This is a genomic window from Clostridium fallax (genome assembly GCF_900129365.1).
GTDB lineage: Bacteria > Bacillota > Clostridia > Clostridiales > Clostridiaceae > Clostridium_AH > Clostridium_AH fallax.
Genome location: NZ_FQVM01000039.1, coordinates 1 through 15,354, shown reverse-complemented (window position 1 = coordinate 15,354; position 15,354 = coordinate 1). Strand labels below are relative to the sequence as shown.

Here is a 15,354-nt window from a genome sequence, read left to right as displayed (position 1 = left end):
TATCATATAAATAAAAAAACTATAAAATAAAGATTCTTTGAAATCTTTATTTTATAGTTTTTTACTTTTTATATTTTTTTAATTTATATTAATTTACTTTCTTAATCTTTAATATAAATTTTATCTATTCTTTTTTACTATCTTAATAATATCTCTACCATATTTTTCACATTTAACAGTTCCAAAACCATTTATAGTTTTAAGTTCATCTAAAGTTTTAGGCATAGAATTTATTATATTTTCAAGTTCACGATTTGTATATACACAATAAGGTGGTATACCCTCTTTTTTACTCTTATTTAGACGATACTCTTTTAAATCTTTATATATTTTAGTGTCTTCTAAATCCTTAGATACTTTAAAATTGTTTCTTTTTTCTTTTTGGGTTATTTTATTTTCCTTATTATTTATAGAAGTTTCCTTTGAAAGACCATATTTTCTTTTATAATCTATATTAAATTTACCATTATATTTTAATAAAATTTTTGCAATTTCATTCATATTTTTCTGAGAAATACACTTATTATTATTATTATTATTATTATTTAATGATTTCATTTTGTTTATTAGCTGTTCATGCTTTATTATATGATCTTTGATTTCTTTTTTAGCGAATCTACTGTTTATCACAGTTTTAGGATTAGCAATAGTTACTATATGATTTATTAAACCATTGTAATCTTTTTTTAATAGACCTTCTTTTTTTAATATATCTTTTATAAGTTCTACATGTCTCTCATTTTGAACTATAGGACTATATATTCCTTCTTTTTTATAAAGCTTTCCATTAAAGTCCTTAAAATATCTAATAAAATCTCCAGAATTAGTTATCTCTATTTCTCCAAACATATTTTTGCATTCTATAACTAAAATAAACTTTGAACCAATAACAACATAATCAATCTGAGCTGAAAGTCCATTATATTTAAGATATAAATCATGTAAAATCAAAATAGGCATATGACTATTTTTAAGCTCATAAGCTATATTTTTCTCCCCATTTATTCCATAAGAAATACATTTCATCTCTTGCTTTATTTTACTTTCTAAATCCTTCGGTGCAATTTTTAAAATTTTTTCTAAGTCTTTAAGCTGCTTATTATTTTCACTAAATTTTTTAACAAAAGTAGGTCCTTTTAAAGTTTCTGATTTACTACCAAACAACTGAATTAGTGATTTAAAAAATCCCATAAGTTATCCTCCTGCTGTCTTTGCTGTCTATATTATTACTTATAATTCTAAATTCATCTTATTATAATTAACTATTTAATTATCGTGTAATAACTGGTGTTATTTTATATTTATTTGGGTTTTTTTATTTTATTTTAAATGTATATTATTATATTTTTAAAATTATATATTCCATATATCCATTTCCTAAAACTAATCTAACCTTATCTACAATACTTTTATTTAAAAAGGCTTTTCCAAAATTAGATTTTTCAGAGAATAAATTTTGAAATTGATTACTTTCATTTTTCTTAACTATTTTTACTTCTAATATACTTTCAAATTTTATACACTTTAAAGTAATTATTTTATTTAATAATGGATAATTTCTATTTTTTCTTTTATTTTTTCTATTATTTATGTGCGTTTCTTTTTGTTTTTTTCTTTTCTCCCTATTCTTATCTTCAAAACAACTTCTGCATCTTGATTCTAGATTTTCCATAATATTTTTTCTTTTATTTTCTAATAATATTTTTGTTTCAGAGGAATCATCGTAATAATTACATAATAATATTCCTACACACTTCAATAAAAATATCTGTGATTTTTCACAACGACATAGTCCTTATTTATAATACACACAATTACTTCTTCTTTTTCCTCCTTTAGGACCAATATACTCTATATGAGCAGGAGTACCTTGCATTTCTCTAATTCCCATACCCTATATCCCCCTAAACTTAAATATAAATCAAATAAATTAGCATCTTTTATTAATTTATACACTTAATTACTCTGTAATTAGCTAAAGTTATTATCTCTACAGTTATAAATTAATAAATAGATTTATTTAAAATAATTATTATATTATATGTTTTTATAACTTCTTTTATATTTAATGTTATATAACTATATGCTTTAAAATTTTATATTTTTAGAGGTATTATTAATTTTATTTTATAGATAATATATAAATATTAAGTTTTATCCACTTACAAATATAATTAAAAATAAATATAAAATTCTCAAGTATAATAATAAAATTTCAAAAAAATTATTGGTATCTACTGTTAAAGTTAAAATAATTTTAAAACAAACTATATATGATTATTTTTATAGTAATAATTGAAATAATATTTATATACTTAATTGTGTGGGAAATTATTATTATTTAAGTTTTGTTTTTATATATTAAAAATCTATATAAAAAAAGTTGTGTAATAACAAAGGATTTCTCCTTCATTATCACACAACTTTATCATATTAAATAATTATAAAATTATTTATTCATTCCTTCTTCAACAGAAACTGCAACTGCAACAGTAGCACCTACCATTGGGTTGTTACCCATTCCGATAAGACCCATCATTTCAACGTGAGCTGGAACTGATGATGATCCTGCGAATTGTGCATCTGAGTGCATTCTTCCCATAGTATCAGTCATACCGTATGAAGCTGGACCTGCTGCCATGTTGTCTGGGTGAAGAGTTCTTCCAGTACCACCACCTGATGCAACTGAGAAGTATTTCTTACCTTGTTCAACACATTCTTTCTTATAAGTACCAGCAACTGGATGTTGGAATCTTGTTGGGTTAGTTGAGTTACCAGTGATTGATACGTCAACTCCTTCATGATGCATTATAGCAACACCTTCTCTTACGTCATCTGAACCATAGCATTTAACCTTAGCTCTTGGTCCATTTGAGTATGGAGTTTCTTTAACTATTTCTAATTTTCCAGTGAAATAGTCAAATTTAGTTTGAACATAAGTAAATCCATTGATTCTTGATATGATCATTGCAGCATCTTTTCCAAGACCGTTAAGTATAACTCTTAATGGCTCTTTTCTTACTCTGTTAGCTTTTTCAGCTATCTTTATAGCACCTTCGGCAGCAGCGAAACTTTCGTGTCCTGCTAAGAATGCGAAACATTTAGTTTCTTCTCTTAAAAGCATAGCTCCTAAGTTTCCGTGTCCTAAACCAACTTTTCTATCATCAGCAACTGATCCAGGGATACAGAAAGCTTGTAATCCTTCTCCGATTGCTTCAGCAGCTTCAGCAGCTTTTGTGCATCCTTTCTTTATAGCTATAGCAGCACCTAAAGTGTATGCCCATCCAGCATTTTCAAAAGCGATAGGTTGAGTTTCCTTAACTATTTTATAAGCGTCTACACCCTTCTCATCGCAAATTGCCTTAGCTTCTTCTAATGACTTAATTCCGTACTTATTAAGTACAACTTCTATTTGCTTTATTCTTCTTTCATAACTTTCAAATAATGGCATCTTAAAATCCTCCTCAAATATTTTTTATATGCAATTGGGATTATTCGTGTCTTGGGTTGATCTTTTTAACAGCTTCATCAAATCTTCCGTATTGACCAACAGCTTTTTCTAAAGCTTCTGCAGCATCCATTCCCTTAGTGATCATTTCCATCATCTTACCTAGGTGAACGAACTTGTATCCTATGATTTGATCATCAGCATCTAAACCAACTTCAGTAACATATCCTTCAGCCATTTCTAAGTATCTAGGACCTTTAGCTAAAGTTCCATACATAGTACCAACTTGGCTTCTTAATCCCTTTCCTAAGTCTTCTAGACCTGCACCTATTGGAAGTCCACCTTCTGAGAAAGCAGTTTGAGTTCTTCCATATACTATTTGAAGGAATAATTCTCTCATTGCTGTATTTATAGCATCACAAACTAAATCTGTGTTTAAAGCTTCTAATATAGTCTTTCCTGGTAATATTTCTGAAGCCATAGCAGCTGAGTGAGTCATACCAGAACATCCGATAGTCTCAACTAAAGCTTCCTCTATTATACCGTCTTTAACATTTAAAGTTAATTTACAAGCTCCTTGTTGTGGCGCACACCAACCTATACCATGAGTTAAGCCTGAAATATCCTTTACTTCTTTTGATTGAACCCATTTTCCTTCTACAGGAATTGGAGCTGGACCGTGATTTGGACCTTTGGCAACTACACACATTTCTTCAACTTCTCTTGAATACATCATATACTTTTTTCTCCTCCCTAATATTAATTAATCACAACCTATTAAATAAAATTTATTAGATCATAGATAATTATCAACTGGGTTATTTTTGTTCCCACTGGGTTAGTTTTTAACTAACACTTTTATTCTAACAAATCATAACCATTGTAACAATATCTTTCTAAAAATTTTCTACGATTTTATACAAAATATTTCAGTAAACGTTTATATTTTCTTTTTATGAAATAAATTTTTATTATTAAAATTACAATTTATTGAAAACAATATCTATTATCTCAATTATTTAAGATTTATTGCTAAAGCATTTTTATCACATTTAAAATCAACTTTATATCTTTAATTTGAAATCTTCCTTATTAATAATATGTATTAATAAGAAGTTATTTTTTATAAGGAATTTCTTTATAGCTAAATACTATATAAAGATAAAGTTCAAAATAAAAGCTCAAATTTTATTATTATATTCTTATAAATTTATATATGAATTAATAAATACTAAAAATAATAATTTAAGATATATGTATTTTACAAATATAAAAAACTATGAATAAAGATTTAAAATCTAAACTCATAGTTTTTTAGATCAACAATTAAAATCAATTATATAATATTAATTTTTTAACACCAGTTTTTTACTATATATTTTATATTATCGAAATCAATTATATAATACTAATCTCAATAAAAATAATAATATAAGACTAATATTATTATTTTTACATCGTTATTTTAAATTTATAAAGTTTTAATATAATACTCTTCTATTATTCCCTATAAACTAAAAATTTCTTGCACTTTAAAGTTATATATGATAAAATATTTTGTGTTAAGCCGGAGTGGTGGAATTGGCAGACGCAACGGACTCAAAATCCGTCGGGTTCACACTCGTGCGGGTTCAAGTCCCGCCTTCGGCACCAGATAAACACTAGGTTTTAGAGCTTTGGAATTTATATCCAAAGCTCTTTTTTTACCCTTTTGCCCTCCATTTGCCCTCCGAATTATTTTTTCCTATTTTTCCATATCGGAACTAAAAGTCTTTAATGTTCGTGTTTTTTATCTTTTTTTAATAAAATGTATAAATATTTATAATTAAAATCATACTAATTTTTTGTTTATTTTTTGAACTAGGAAAGGACTGTTGATTTTTTCTTAGTGAATTTTTAATTATTGTTTCAGTAATATTTATAAGATTTAATAATAATTAGTTTTATTCATAAAAATCTACTGTTTTTGCCTAGTAACCCCCTATTATTTTAATAAATTACTTATTTTTATAATTAAATCATTCTTAATGAATCTCTATACCAATTCTTTTTCTATTTCTATAATGATATTTCAGTTATTATCCTTTTTTAAATTTATATATATAATTTAAGTTTTATTTTAGTTATTTCACATTATGCCCCAACCTTAGACAAGCGGTGGGCTTGTGGAAGGTGGACTAGCCCTCCGCTTGTCCACTCTGTTGGGGCAAGTTCCACAATATCTTTTAGTTTTTCATTATTTAAAGTTTATATATAATAAAAGACCTCGCAGCTCTTCCCTAGAAAGGACCTATTAGGAATACCTAAAAGGCTTGTCCTATTAGATAACTCCAAAATACATTTGTTATCTAATAGGACAAGCCAAATGACCCCATATCTCCGCTAAAAAGACCCCATAGGAATACAAAAAGTGGTGGACTTGCCTTGCAGTTAAATAGATAAGGACAAGTCTTTTTAATGCTTGTACTTGACTATTTATACTGGGAGCATGTCCACCACCACGCACTCTGCCGGGACCCAAACAAGGGACTAGCTAAAACCGTGCAATTCTTAGTGAATAAAAGGCTCGGAGCTTGCCGAAGAGACTTTTAGGCGCTTAGAAGTGCTAGGGAGAAGCCTGTCCTCTTTTTGGGTGGCAGGATTAGTGCCTAATTTATAAAGAGAAAAAATGTAATTATTCTCTATAATGTACTATATATAAATGATATATATCATTGTAAAACTATTTTATGATATATATTTTCATAGTATATTATTTTTATAATCTAAAGTTTATGAATAAAAATTAGAATTAAAATCTAAAGCTTGTCTTTTTCTTTTTTTAGTTTGGACAAGCTTTTGTTTGCTCTTTAGAGAATTTACCCTAGCTTCAGGCAAATAGATGCTTGTACAAACTTTCCTTTTTGGTACCAGGGCAAATTGAACTTCCGTTTAAATAATATTCTTAGTTTACTTTTATTATTTTTATTTCATTATATTTATTGTTTTAATTTTATAAAGTTTAATTTGCCCGTTACGCCTTAGCGGATTAATGTTTTTGGAACTGCTTATTTTCTGCTTCTTCTTTGGCTTTGACCTTTTATAGCAGAATGTATGCTGGTCCAAAACTTCCTTTGACTATTTTTATAATATTTATATATATAATATATTCATAATGTTAATCATTTTATAATAAAAATAGATTATTTCTATATAAAAAGTATAGGAGGTATATATCTATGGCTGGTTACATAATGTCTCTTAATAATATTAATTCATTAACTGATTTCATAAATAAAGGAGTTTATTCTACTACTTTAAAAGAAGCAAAGATACATAAAGGTTCTAAAAATTCATATTACTGGGGTGTATCTCAAGAAGGTACTTTAGCTGATTATTCAAGCATGAAGGCTGGTGATAATATATATTTTTTTATTAAACGAAAAATATATGGTATAGGAGTATTAAAAAATATATATAATGATTGTAAATTTAATAACTATCCTAATGCAGATGAACCATCAATTGTAAAATATAAAAATATAAAAATATAAAAAAGCATTTACTTATAGATTTTGGTGAAAATAGTCCTAACAATAGATGGATTTGTATATTTAAGCCTAGTCCTTTCTTTTTTAAAAATGGAATTGATATAGATGATATTTTATTATCTAATCCATGTAAATTTAAAATGCTTAGAGCTTTTTGGAAAATATCCTTTCTTAAAATTGATGATGAAGAAAATAAAGCTCTTAAAGATATTATTTTAAAACGTAATGAAAATTTTCTTAGTGATAATGCTGATAATACTGATATATTTTTTAGTTTTGATTCAACATATCATAATAATATTAAAAATAAATTGAATAAAAATTATATTCTTGATACAAAAAAAATTTTATATTATTCATCTAATAAAAATATTATTTATCATGAAATGGCTATAGAAGCTGCTGTTATTTGCCAAATATCTAATAAGGTTAAAAATACAATAGATATATTGGATTGTTGTGATTATATATCACATCAAGTTATCGCATCTCCATTTAAACCAATTGATTATATGGATAAAATGGATATATTTGGGTATAAATATATTCCTAATTTTTATGGTACAATTTCTAAATATTTAGTAATAGAACTTAAGAAAGGTGCTGCTAAAATACAAGATATTGAACAAACATTAAAATATGTTGATTGGATAAACCAACAATATTCTTTTGGTGATTATTCAATGATTAATGCCTTTCTTATTGCAAATGAATTTGATAAATCTATAATTGAAGAAAAAAATAAATTAGCTAAAAGAAATTTTATTACAAAATCTCATCCCATAACATCATCCATTTGGACAAACTTAAAATTAATTAAATATACATTTAATAGAGAAACTAAATTATTAGAACTTAAATGTATTTCTTAACGATTTTACTCTTAAATAAAAAAAACACTATTGCAATAATCAATTTATATAGCAATAGTGTTTTTTATTTATTCATTCTCTACATCAACCTCAGAAATTATAGTTTTTTCATTCTCAAAAATATAATTTAATCTTTTTCCCATTCTTTCAATTAATCCTACAACCAAAGCATTTCCCATACAGAAATATCTAAATCTTTGAGTCATTCCAGTATTAGTCCAATTATCGTCAAATCCATTTAATCTTTCACATTCAATTGGTGTTAAAATTCTAAGTTTACTTGTTATAGGATCTCTTACAACATGTGTACTTCTATTTTTACTAGATTCACTTGTAAGCATTGTTCTAGATGGAACATCTAAATTATCTGGGAAAGCTAATGCCCCTTCTCTATACATATATTCATGTCCATCTTTACTCTTTCTAGGTTCTGCTTTAGCTCCCTTCATATATTTCCATTTATCTAAATCATCACCTAAATAAAAACTTTCATCAACATTATGTTCTAATATTTCACCTAATGTTACAGGCTTAATAACTTTAGGTATTACCTTATAAGTGCATAATTCATTACCATTTAAAATACCTGATTCTAAAAAAGGAAATGAAAACTCATTAGATATATCTAATATATTTTTATCTAAAACGCAATTTGATTCAGCTACTATTCCTTCTATATTGAATGCACTACTAAAGAAACTATTTTCTTCAAAATAATTTTTAATATTATTTTCCTTAATAAAATTTCTTACAGATTTAAAATACTCTGTAGTATTATGATAAGCAAAAATAAATACTCTTCTTCTTTTTTGTGGAAATCCATAATCTGCTGCATTTATAACTCGCCATTCAACATTATATCCTAAATCTCTAAGACAAGTTAAAATTATACCAAAATCTCTTCCTCTTTGTTTAGTTGGAGATTTTAATAATCTATCTACATTCTCTAATAAAATAAAAGGTGCTCTTTTTCTTTCCACTATCTTCTCAATTTCCCACCATAGTACACCTTTTTTCCCTTGTATTCCTTTAGCTCCTGTACTAGCAACAGAATAATCTTGACATGGAAAACCACCAACTAATAATGAATGATTAGGTATTTTATATATATCTGGATTATTATTTATTTCAGCAATATCTATATTTAAAGCTTTAGTATTAGGAAAATGACTTACATAACATTCAAAGGCATCTTGTTTCGTTCTGCTTGGCTCCCATTGATTAGCTAATAGAACATTCCAATCATCAGAAGATTTACTTAATCCTAAATGAAATCCACCAACACCAGCAAATAATTCTACTACTGTTTTATCTAATGGCATTATTACACCTCTCCTTATTTGCTAACTTAAAATCAACATTATTTCATTTAATCATTATATTAAACTTTTTTTCATAATACAAATTATTTTTATATTATTTATTAATTTTATAATCTTTAATACAAATGACTGTATTTCTTAGATAATTTATATTAATATTACTTTATAAGAATATAATTCCATATATTTTTTTTACTTTAGGAGATGAATTAATGAATATTTTTAATACTGAAAAAGAACTTCTCGATTATACTAAAAATATAAGAAATAAAACTTTTAAAGAATTGGACAAGCTAGATTTATTAAGTAAAAAGAGTAAAGATAAAGGAATATTAGGAAAAATTGTTGAAACAGGCTTTTATAATTATCCTTTAAACAATAATCCCTCAGCAGATTTTGAAAATTTAGGCATAGAATTAAAAGTAGCTGGGTTGCAAGAAAATAAAAATCATACTTTAAAAGCTAAAGAAAGATTAGTTCTAAGTAAAATAGACTATAATAATATAGTTAATGAAAATTTTGAATTTAGTAAGTTACTTTTTAAAAACAAAAAATTATTAATAATATGGTATGAATATGATAAAAATAAAACTTATGCAGATTTTATAATAAGAGACTTCCAATTATATGATATGTCTATTGATGAAGATGTTTTCAGAAATGATTTTTATATAATAAAGAAAAAAGTAGTAGACGGTGAAGCTCATTTGTTATCTGAAGGAGATACTTCTTACTTAGGTGCATGCACTAAAGGAGCTAAAGGTACTGATAGAGTTTCTCAACCTAATTCAAATATTCCTGCAAAGCCAAGAGCTTTTTCTTTAAAAAATTCTTATATGACTGGTGTTTTAAGAAGTTATGGTTTAACTAAAAAATCTACTGAATTCAATACGATAGAAGAATATCTAACATCTAAATTATCTTCTTATTTCAGATTAACTCAAAAACAAATTTGGAGTAAATTAGGTTTTGATATTCCTTCAATAATTCCTAAAAATTTTAATAAAATGATTTCTGATAAGCTTATAGGAAAAGATTCAGATTTAAAAGAAAAGCATGAACTATTTAATAAAACTACTTATATAATAAAAAATATTCCTGTTGATGAAAATTATAATCCAATTGAAAGATTATCCTTTAGAAATTTAATACTTTCAGAATTTACTTCCTCTTGGGAAGATTCAGATTGGGCAAATTATTTTGAAGAGGTTACTATAATATTAATATGCTATGATGGAAAAGGTAAGAAAAATGGAGATAGGATTTTAAAAGGAATTAAAAAAATTACTTTCTCTGATAAGGATTTAGAACTCTTTAAAAAATCCTATTTAATGGTTCAATCAGCCATTATTAATAATGATATAAGCATATTGCCTTATCCTAAACATAGTACAGAAGATAAATTAGACAATCCTTTAGTTATTGCTCCTAAAGGGAAAAAAGGTGATAATGCTTATGATAACTTTTTTGAAAAAGATACAACAAAAGTGTGTTTCATGCTAGAAAAAGAATTTATTTATAATAAATTAAAATAATATAATTTTATACTATAGAAATTTTTAAAAGGACTAGATATTAAAATAATTTAGTCCTTTTAAACCTCTTCTTAAAACTCCAAAAACTCCCCATCATATTTTACAAAACCATTTTTACTATTCTTTCCCTTATCAGTATCATAAACAATACATAGATTACTATTCTCTCTATAAAGAGGCGTAGCCTTCTCAAAAGGTTCTAATAATCCAAATCTATCATTTAAATCACTATATAAATAAACTATTTCTATAGTAGAACCATTTTTATATTTATCCTCATAATAATATTTAATAAGCCTTGGTATATTTTTAATATATCCTCTTCTTATTCCATTAGGTGTTGGATACTCAACTAATACTAATTGCTTTGAAAAACTTATATCTAAAACCGTTATTCTATCACCATCATCAACTCTTCTTCCACTTATAACAGAACCTTCTTTATCTCTAACATAAAACCAATCCCCAACTATCTGTGCATTATTGGGATAAGTAAAATTATTTAAATATTCCTGTGGACTATATTTATCCTCTTCCTTTGAATAATCTAAATTATTATCATTAAAACTTCCATTTCTAAAATCTCCTATAGGAAAATAATCTCCAGGACAATTAGTTGCATTTAATTCCTTATGAATTTGAAGAGGTACATTGCCAAATCTTCTTCTTAAATCATTTAAAAGATCCATTCCAGAATCAAATTGAATTTTATTCATTCTTTCTCTTATAAATGAACCTTCAAAGCAGATTCCTATACTAGAACTATTATAATTAAGACAATGTGAACCTATAGCAGTCTCTGGCCTACCCCTCCAAATAGATCCATCTTTTCTAATTAAATAATGATATCCAATACCTATCCACCCTCTATTTATATGCCATTTATGAATATCATAAACACTACACTTCTCTGCTTCTGCATGATGAAATATTATTTTATTAGGTTTATTTCCAAACTTTAATACTCCATTCCACTTTAAATTACTTTCATTAATCTTTACCATATTACCTCCTAATTAATAAATATATAAATTTAGTTATATTGTCTACAACAATAAAGTCTCAAGAATTTATTTTTTATTCAAAAAAGAAGAATAAGGATTAAACCCTATTCTTCTCTTTGTTGTTTTATAGCGACTGCTATATCATTAATAAGACTAGAAATTTCTTTAGATAAAACATCTAATTTACTTTCCATTCTAATTAAAAGATATATACTAACTGCTATAGGGAACCCTACGGTACTAATTAAACTAACTAGCTGGTCATACATAAAATATCACCTTCCCTTGTCGCTAAATTAAGAAATTAAATAATATACGGGGATATATATTAATTTAATAACTAACTTATTTATAATAACTTTAATTTATAATATGAAACTCTCCCACCCATTTTTATAGATTTAAGAAAGACTTTCTATCTTTTATCTTTAAGTTATGTTAATACTAATCTTTCATTTTCTCTTGGTAAAAAGCAAATATTCATTTTGTTATTTACCAAATTCAAAAAAGAAAAATTAGTATATATTTAAGTTTATAATCATACTAAATATCATCTTTTTTAAGTTTATTAAGTAAATGTTTACTTTAAAGTTTCAGCTAATCAACCCACCCTTTATAGTAAAACTACTCATTAATATTTAAACTCTTTTTTATTTTCCTTATAGCCCGTCTTTTTAAATTCCGTATATCTTTATATTTAATGTTATAAAGACTTTCAATTTCTTTTGTTGATTTATCATCTATATAAATATTATTAATTATATTCCTTTCATATTCTGGTAATTCATTAATTGCCCAAATAACATCTTTTAACTGCATATATGCAATAACTTCATCTTCAATACTAAAGGAGTAATCCTCCTCTAAATCAATTATATCTGTAGGTACTTCCCGATAATGTTTTATCTCCTTACGCAAAAGCTCATTAAAGCTATTTGTAATGGTATTTGTACAATAAGTAGTAAAACTATTGCTATTATGTTTATACTTTTTGATAGATTTAATAATCGCTAAATATCCATGCTGAACCAAATCCTCAAAGTCATATCCATTTACTCTATATTTTATAGCTTTATTGATTACATATCCTTTAAACTTTTCAATAAGAAAATTTATAGCTTTTACATCTCCAATTTTAGCTTTTAATATTAAATCTTCTATAATTAAGCACCTCCTAATTTTAATTTTTTATCTATATTAACATTATAATATTTACATTTATTATCTGTGAACTAGATGTGACAAATTGTCACCTTTTTTATTAGTTCAATTCTAAGTAAACATCATATATACTATATGAAAATACTTGAAAGGAGTTGATACTATGCCAGCAAGTGCAGCATTAACAGAGGTTAAATTATCTATAGAGGTTAATTTAGGTCAAGACGACAAAGGTAAAGATATAAATAAGAAAACTAAATTTGGTGATGTTAGATTAGACATTTTAGATGATGACTTTTATGCAGCTGGAGAATCTATTTCTGGATTATTAAAGGGAACTTTAACTAGAATTCAAAAAGAAGAATCTTCACTAGTAACTAATTTAGAATAAATTAAATAAAAATCTAATAGGAGGTAGTATCTATGACTGAAAAATATTTGCTTATGACCTTCAAAGATGAAGCAGGAAAGAAGGTTTCTATAAGCTTAAAAGGTATTAGAGATAATCTAAATCAAGATGAAATAAACGCTACAATGGATCTTCTAATAGCTAAAGATGTTTTCTATAGTTCTGGCGGATCATTTGTATCAAAAGTCAAAGCTGAAATCATAACTAAGCAAGTGGATTCAATCACAATGGCTTAGAAATAAAAAGCTTAGGTATTAAATACCTAAGCTTAAATAATTATTAAACACTATTTTTATTATTCTTCACTAATATCATAGCCTATAGGATCATCATTATGATTTCCCCAACCTTCTCTTATAGCTATAGATGTTAATTCTAAAATATCTGCAACTGAAGGCATTCTAGCTTGTCCTCTAGCTCCTTGTAGATTTCCATTAGGTCTACGCCAAATAAATCTATATCCTTTTTGTTCCGTTCCATCTCCATATTCATATCTACAATATTGAAAACATAAATTCCACTCACCTTCTATACCTTTCTTCACTTCATTTAAAACAACTACTCTACTTTGGCCCATATAAAAAACCTTCTTTCAAAACAATCTGAAATCAATTACACTTATATGTTTTTATATTTATCTGTAACCTTAAATACAATTATATTTATTATCTATATTTTATAACAAATGTTTATCAATAATTTTATATGTCAATAATTATCAATATAAAGGTGGTGTTATATTGAAATACAAAATAGATTATAAATTACATATAAAAGTTTTATTAATAGCAATAATTATCTCTATAGTTTTCTATGACTTTATATCTAAATCCTTAATAAACTTTTCAGAAACTATAAGTAATATATTTTATACAGAAATAAATTATATTAATACTATGATTTATATATTAATAATTATGATACCATTAACGGCAACTCATGAATTAATACATGGCCTTTTCTTTAAACTATTTGGCGGTAAAGTAAAATACTATTTTAAATTTATATTCGCTGCAACATTTGAATGTTCTGGAAAACCTATAACATTAATAAAATTTTCAATAGTTCTTTTAAGTCCATTAATCATAATATCATTTTTATCACTATTGCTTTCAACATGGCTGGGTCATATAGTTTTCTTATTAAACTTAATAGGCTCTTTAGGAGATATTTATATGGCATTAGAATTATTAAAATATCCTTCACACAGCTTAATAATTGATAAAAGTTATGGTTATAAAGTTATAATATAAATTCAGCTTTTTCAGCTAATAATAAAACATCCTTTATTTTTAAATAAGTATGTTTTATTATTTTTACTTTATTATTTGTTAATTATTACTTATTAATAGTTAATTATTACTTATTATTTTTTACTTATTATTTATTAACTTGGTATGAGTTTATTTTTACATTTTAAATTTTAAAATACTAATTTAAAATAAAAATAACCCATACCAATGGGTTGTTTTTTAATGGCTACTTCACTAACTTAATTCATTTATTAAAAAACATATCTTTTTCATATAAATAAATGAATCTCTTTTACTTATTTAATATAAATTTTCAATATTTAAACTTTACTAAAATTGTGTTATTTGCACTATTTGTCATTAATAAAAAAACATGGTAATATTTATTAAGGAGTATTTTATATTAAATACTTAAAAATGAAAGGATTATATATATGAAAATTGATTGGATAAAAATAATAGGTTTTAGAAATTATGATAATGAAACCATAAATTTTTCAGATAAAACATTAATTATTGGTGCTAATGATGTTGGAAAAACAAATCTAATATATGCTTTAAGATTACTTTTTGATAAAAGTTTAAGTGAAAAAGATTTAGAATTAACAAATTCTGATTATAATATATTTACAAAAGCTACAGAAATCAGTATAACAGTAAAAATAAATAACATATGGTCTTATGTCAATATTTTGGACACAAAAAGTCAAACTTTTTCATGCTGCACTTCTAGCTAATAATTCACATTGATCTGGAGTCATGTAATTAATAGAAGAGTGTATCCTTTTTCTGTTATACCAACCTTCAATATATTTAAATA

The 15,354-nt window shown here is 25.3% G+C and carries 16 protein-coding genes and 1 tRNA gene; 8 read left to right on the top strand and 9 right to left on the bottom strand.

Annotation, left to right across the window (positions count from 1 at the left end):
- Nucleotides 1–120: 120 nt before the first annotated feature.
- The 4 genes from BUA70_RS12310 to BUA70_RS12295 form a co-directional block, all read right to left on the bottom strand.
- Entirely contained in the window at nucleotides 121–1,191 is a 1,071-nt protein-coding gene (locus BUA70_RS12310) for an HRDC domain-containing protein (protein WP_072897724.1), read from the bottom strand.
- A 148-nt stretch (nucleotides 1,192–1,339) separates the two neighbouring features.
- Complete coding sequence (locus BUA70_RS12305) at nucleotides 1,340–1,759, bottom strand: GreA/GreB family elongation factor (protein WP_072897723.1); 420 nt, start codon at nucleotides 1,757–1,759, stop codon at nucleotides 1,340–1,342.
- A 690-nt stretch (nucleotides 1,760–2,449) separates the two neighbouring features.
- The gene (locus BUA70_RS12300) at nucleotides 2,450–3,451 is read right to left on the bottom strand and encodes a GGGtGRT protein (protein ID WP_072897722.1); all 1,002 of its coding nucleotides are present in this window, start codon (nucleotides 3,449–3,451) and stop codon (nucleotides 2,450–2,452) included.
- 40 nt (nucleotides 3,452–3,491) lie between these two features.
- A complete protein-coding gene (locus tag BUA70_RS12295) occupies nucleotides 3,492–4,184 on the bottom strand; it encodes an iron-sulfur cluster assembly scaffold protein (RefSeq protein WP_072897721.1) in 693 nt (230 codons plus the stop codon).
- 830 nt (nucleotides 4,185–5,014) lie between these two features.
- On the opposite strand from BUA70_RS12295, the gene BUA70_RS12290 reads away from it, so the two are divergent.
- From BUA70_RS12290 to BUA70_RS13250, 3 genes are all read left to right on the top strand, one after another.
- Nucleotides 5,015–5,101: transfer RNA gene (locus tag BUA70_RS12290), tRNA-Leu, on the top strand.
- A 1,565-nt stretch (nucleotides 5,102–6,666) separates the two neighbouring features.
- The gene (locus BUA70_RS13255; protein WP_072897720.1) at nucleotides 6,667–6,981 is read left to right on the top strand and encodes a hypothetical protein; all 315 of its coding nucleotides are present in this window, start codon (nucleotides 6,667–6,669) and stop codon (nucleotides 6,979–6,981) included.
- 137 nt (nucleotides 6,982–7,118) lie between these two features.
- On the top strand, nucleotides 7,119–7,850 hold the full coding sequence (locus BUA70_RS13250) for a PDDEXK family nuclease (protein ID WP_242977326.1): 732 nt from the start codon (nucleotides 7,119–7,121) through the stop codon (nucleotides 7,848–7,850).
- A gap of 68 nt (nucleotides 7,851–7,918) precedes the next feature.
- On the opposite strand, the gene BUA70_RS12275 is transcribed toward BUA70_RS13250, so the two are convergent.
- Nucleotides 7,919–9,172: a DNA cytosine methyltransferase gene (locus tag BUA70_RS12275; RefSeq protein WP_072897716.1), complete on the bottom strand. Its 1,254-nt coding sequence runs from the start codon at nucleotides 9,170–9,172 to the stop codon at nucleotides 7,919–7,921.
- Nucleotides 9,173–9,384: 212 nt separating this feature from the next.
- Between BUA70_RS12275 and BUA70_RS12270 the strand changes: the two genes are divergently transcribed.
- Nucleotides 9,385–10,707, top strand: coding sequence for a Sau3AI family type II restriction endonuclease (locus BUA70_RS12270; RefSeq protein WP_072897713.1), 1,323 nt, complete (start codon nucleotides 9,385–9,387; stop codon nucleotides 10,705–10,707).
- A 71-nt stretch (nucleotides 10,708–10,778) separates the two neighbouring features.
- Here the strand turns inward: BUA70_RS12270 and BUA70_RS12265 are convergent, their stop codons facing one another.
- The 3 genes from BUA70_RS12265 to BUA70_RS12255 form a co-directional block, all read right to left on the bottom strand.
- Entirely contained in the window at nucleotides 10,779–11,711 is a 933-nt protein-coding gene (locus BUA70_RS12265) for an N-acetylmuramoyl-L-alanine amidase (RefSeq protein ID WP_072897710.1), read from the bottom strand.
- A gap of 104 nt (nucleotides 11,712–11,815) precedes the next feature.
- On the bottom strand, nucleotides 11,816–11,980 hold the full coding sequence (locus BUA70_RS12260) for a YvrJ family protein (RefSeq protein WP_072897708.1): 165 nt from the start codon (nucleotides 11,978–11,980) through the stop codon (nucleotides 11,816–11,818).
- Between the two features lie 355 nt (nucleotides 11,981–12,335).
- Nucleotides 12,336–12,860, bottom strand: coding sequence for a sigma-70 family RNA polymerase sigma factor (locus BUA70_RS12255; protein WP_278337213.1), 525 nt, complete (start codon nucleotides 12,858–12,860; stop codon nucleotides 12,336–12,338).
- 175 nt (nucleotides 12,861–13,035) lie between these two features.
- Between BUA70_RS12255 and BUA70_RS12250 the strand changes: the two genes are divergently transcribed.
- Together BUA70_RS12250 and BUA70_RS12245 are read left to right on the top strand one after the other, a co-directional pair.
- A complete protein-coding gene (locus BUA70_RS12250; protein WP_072897704.1) occupies nucleotides 13,036–13,263 on the top strand; it encodes a DUF1659 domain-containing protein in 228 nt (75 codons plus the stop codon).
- A gap of 32 nt (nucleotides 13,264–13,295) precedes the next feature.
- A complete protein-coding gene (locus BUA70_RS12245; protein WP_072897702.1) occupies nucleotides 13,296–13,517 on the top strand; it encodes a DUF2922 domain-containing protein in 222 nt (73 codons plus the stop codon).
- 59 nt (nucleotides 13,518–13,576) lie between these two features.
- Here BUA70_RS12245 and BUA70_RS12240 read toward each other — a convergent pair whose 3' ends face one another.
- Nucleotides 13,577–13,858 (bottom strand): hypothetical protein, encoded by a 282-nt coding sequence (locus tag BUA70_RS12240; protein ID WP_072897700.1) that lies wholly within the window; start codon nucleotides 13,856–13,858, stop codon nucleotides 13,577–13,579.
- 163 nt (nucleotides 13,859–14,021) lie between these two features.
- On the opposite strand from BUA70_RS12240, the gene BUA70_RS12235 reads away from it, so the two are divergent.
- The gene (locus tag BUA70_RS12235) at nucleotides 14,022–14,534 is read left to right on the top strand and encodes a DUF3267 domain-containing protein (RefSeq protein ID WP_072897698.1); all 513 of its coding nucleotides are present in this window, start codon (nucleotides 14,022–14,024) and stop codon (nucleotides 14,532–14,534) included.
- 434 nt (nucleotides 14,535–14,968) lie between these two features.
- Nucleotides 14,969–15,271, top strand: coding sequence for an AAA family ATPase (locus BUA70_RS12230; RefSeq protein WP_072897696.1), 303 nt, complete (start codon nucleotides 14,969–14,971; stop codon nucleotides 15,269–15,271).
- Nucleotides 15,272–15,354: the final 83 nt, after the last annotated feature.

Excerpts from the sequence above, each read along its gene's own strand:
- BUA70_RS12310 (WP_072897724.1), bottom strand. The coding sequence starts at position 1,191 with ATGGGATTTTTTAAATCACTAATTCAGTTGTTTGGTAGTAAATCAGAA.
- BUA70_RS12300 (WP_072897722.1), bottom strand. The coding sequence starts at position 3,451 with ATGCCATTATTTGAAAGTTATGAAAGAAGAATAAAGCAAATAGAAGTT.
- BUA70_RS12295 (WP_072897721.1), bottom strand. The coding sequence starts at position 4,184 with ATGATGTATTCAAGAGAAGTTGAAGAAATGTGTGTAGTTGCCAAAGGT.
- BUA70_RS13255 (WP_072897720.1), top strand. The coding sequence starts at position 6,667 with ATGGCTGGTTACATAATGTCTCTTAATAATATTAATTCATTAACTGAT.
- BUA70_RS13250 (WP_242977326.1), top strand. The coding sequence starts at position 7,119 with ATGCTTAGAGCTTTTTGGAAAATATCCTTTCTTAAAATTGATGATGAA.
- BUA70_RS12275 (WP_072897716.1), bottom strand. The coding sequence starts at position 9,172 with ATGCCATTAGATAAAACAGTAGTAGAATTATTTGCTGGTGTTGGTGGA.
- BUA70_RS12270 (WP_072897713.1), top strand. The coding sequence starts at position 9,385 with ATGAATATTTTTAATACTGAAAAAGAACTTCTCGATTATACTAAAAAT.
- BUA70_RS12265 (WP_072897710.1), bottom strand. The coding sequence starts at position 11,711 with ATGGTAAAGATTAATGAAAGTAATTTAAAGTGGAATGGAGTATTAAAG.
- BUA70_RS12260 (WP_072897708.1), bottom strand. The coding sequence starts at position 11,980 with ATGTATGACCAGCTAGTTAGTTTAATTAGTACCGTAGGGTTCCCTATA.
- BUA70_RS12250 (WP_072897704.1), top strand. The coding sequence starts at position 13,036 with ATGCCAGCAAGTGCAGCATTAACAGAGGTTAAATTATCTATAGAGGTT.
- BUA70_RS12245 (WP_072897702.1), top strand. The coding sequence starts at position 13,296 with ATGACTGAAAAATATTTGCTTATGACCTTCAAAGATGAAGCAGGAAAG.
- BUA70_RS12240 (WP_072897700.1), bottom strand. The coding sequence starts at position 13,858 with ATGGGCCAAAGTAGAGTAGTTGTTTTAAATGAAGTGAAGAAAGGTATA.
- BUA70_RS12230 (WP_072897696.1), top strand. The coding sequence starts at position 14,969 with ATGAAAATTGATTGGATAAAAATAATAGGTTTTAGAAATTATGATAAT.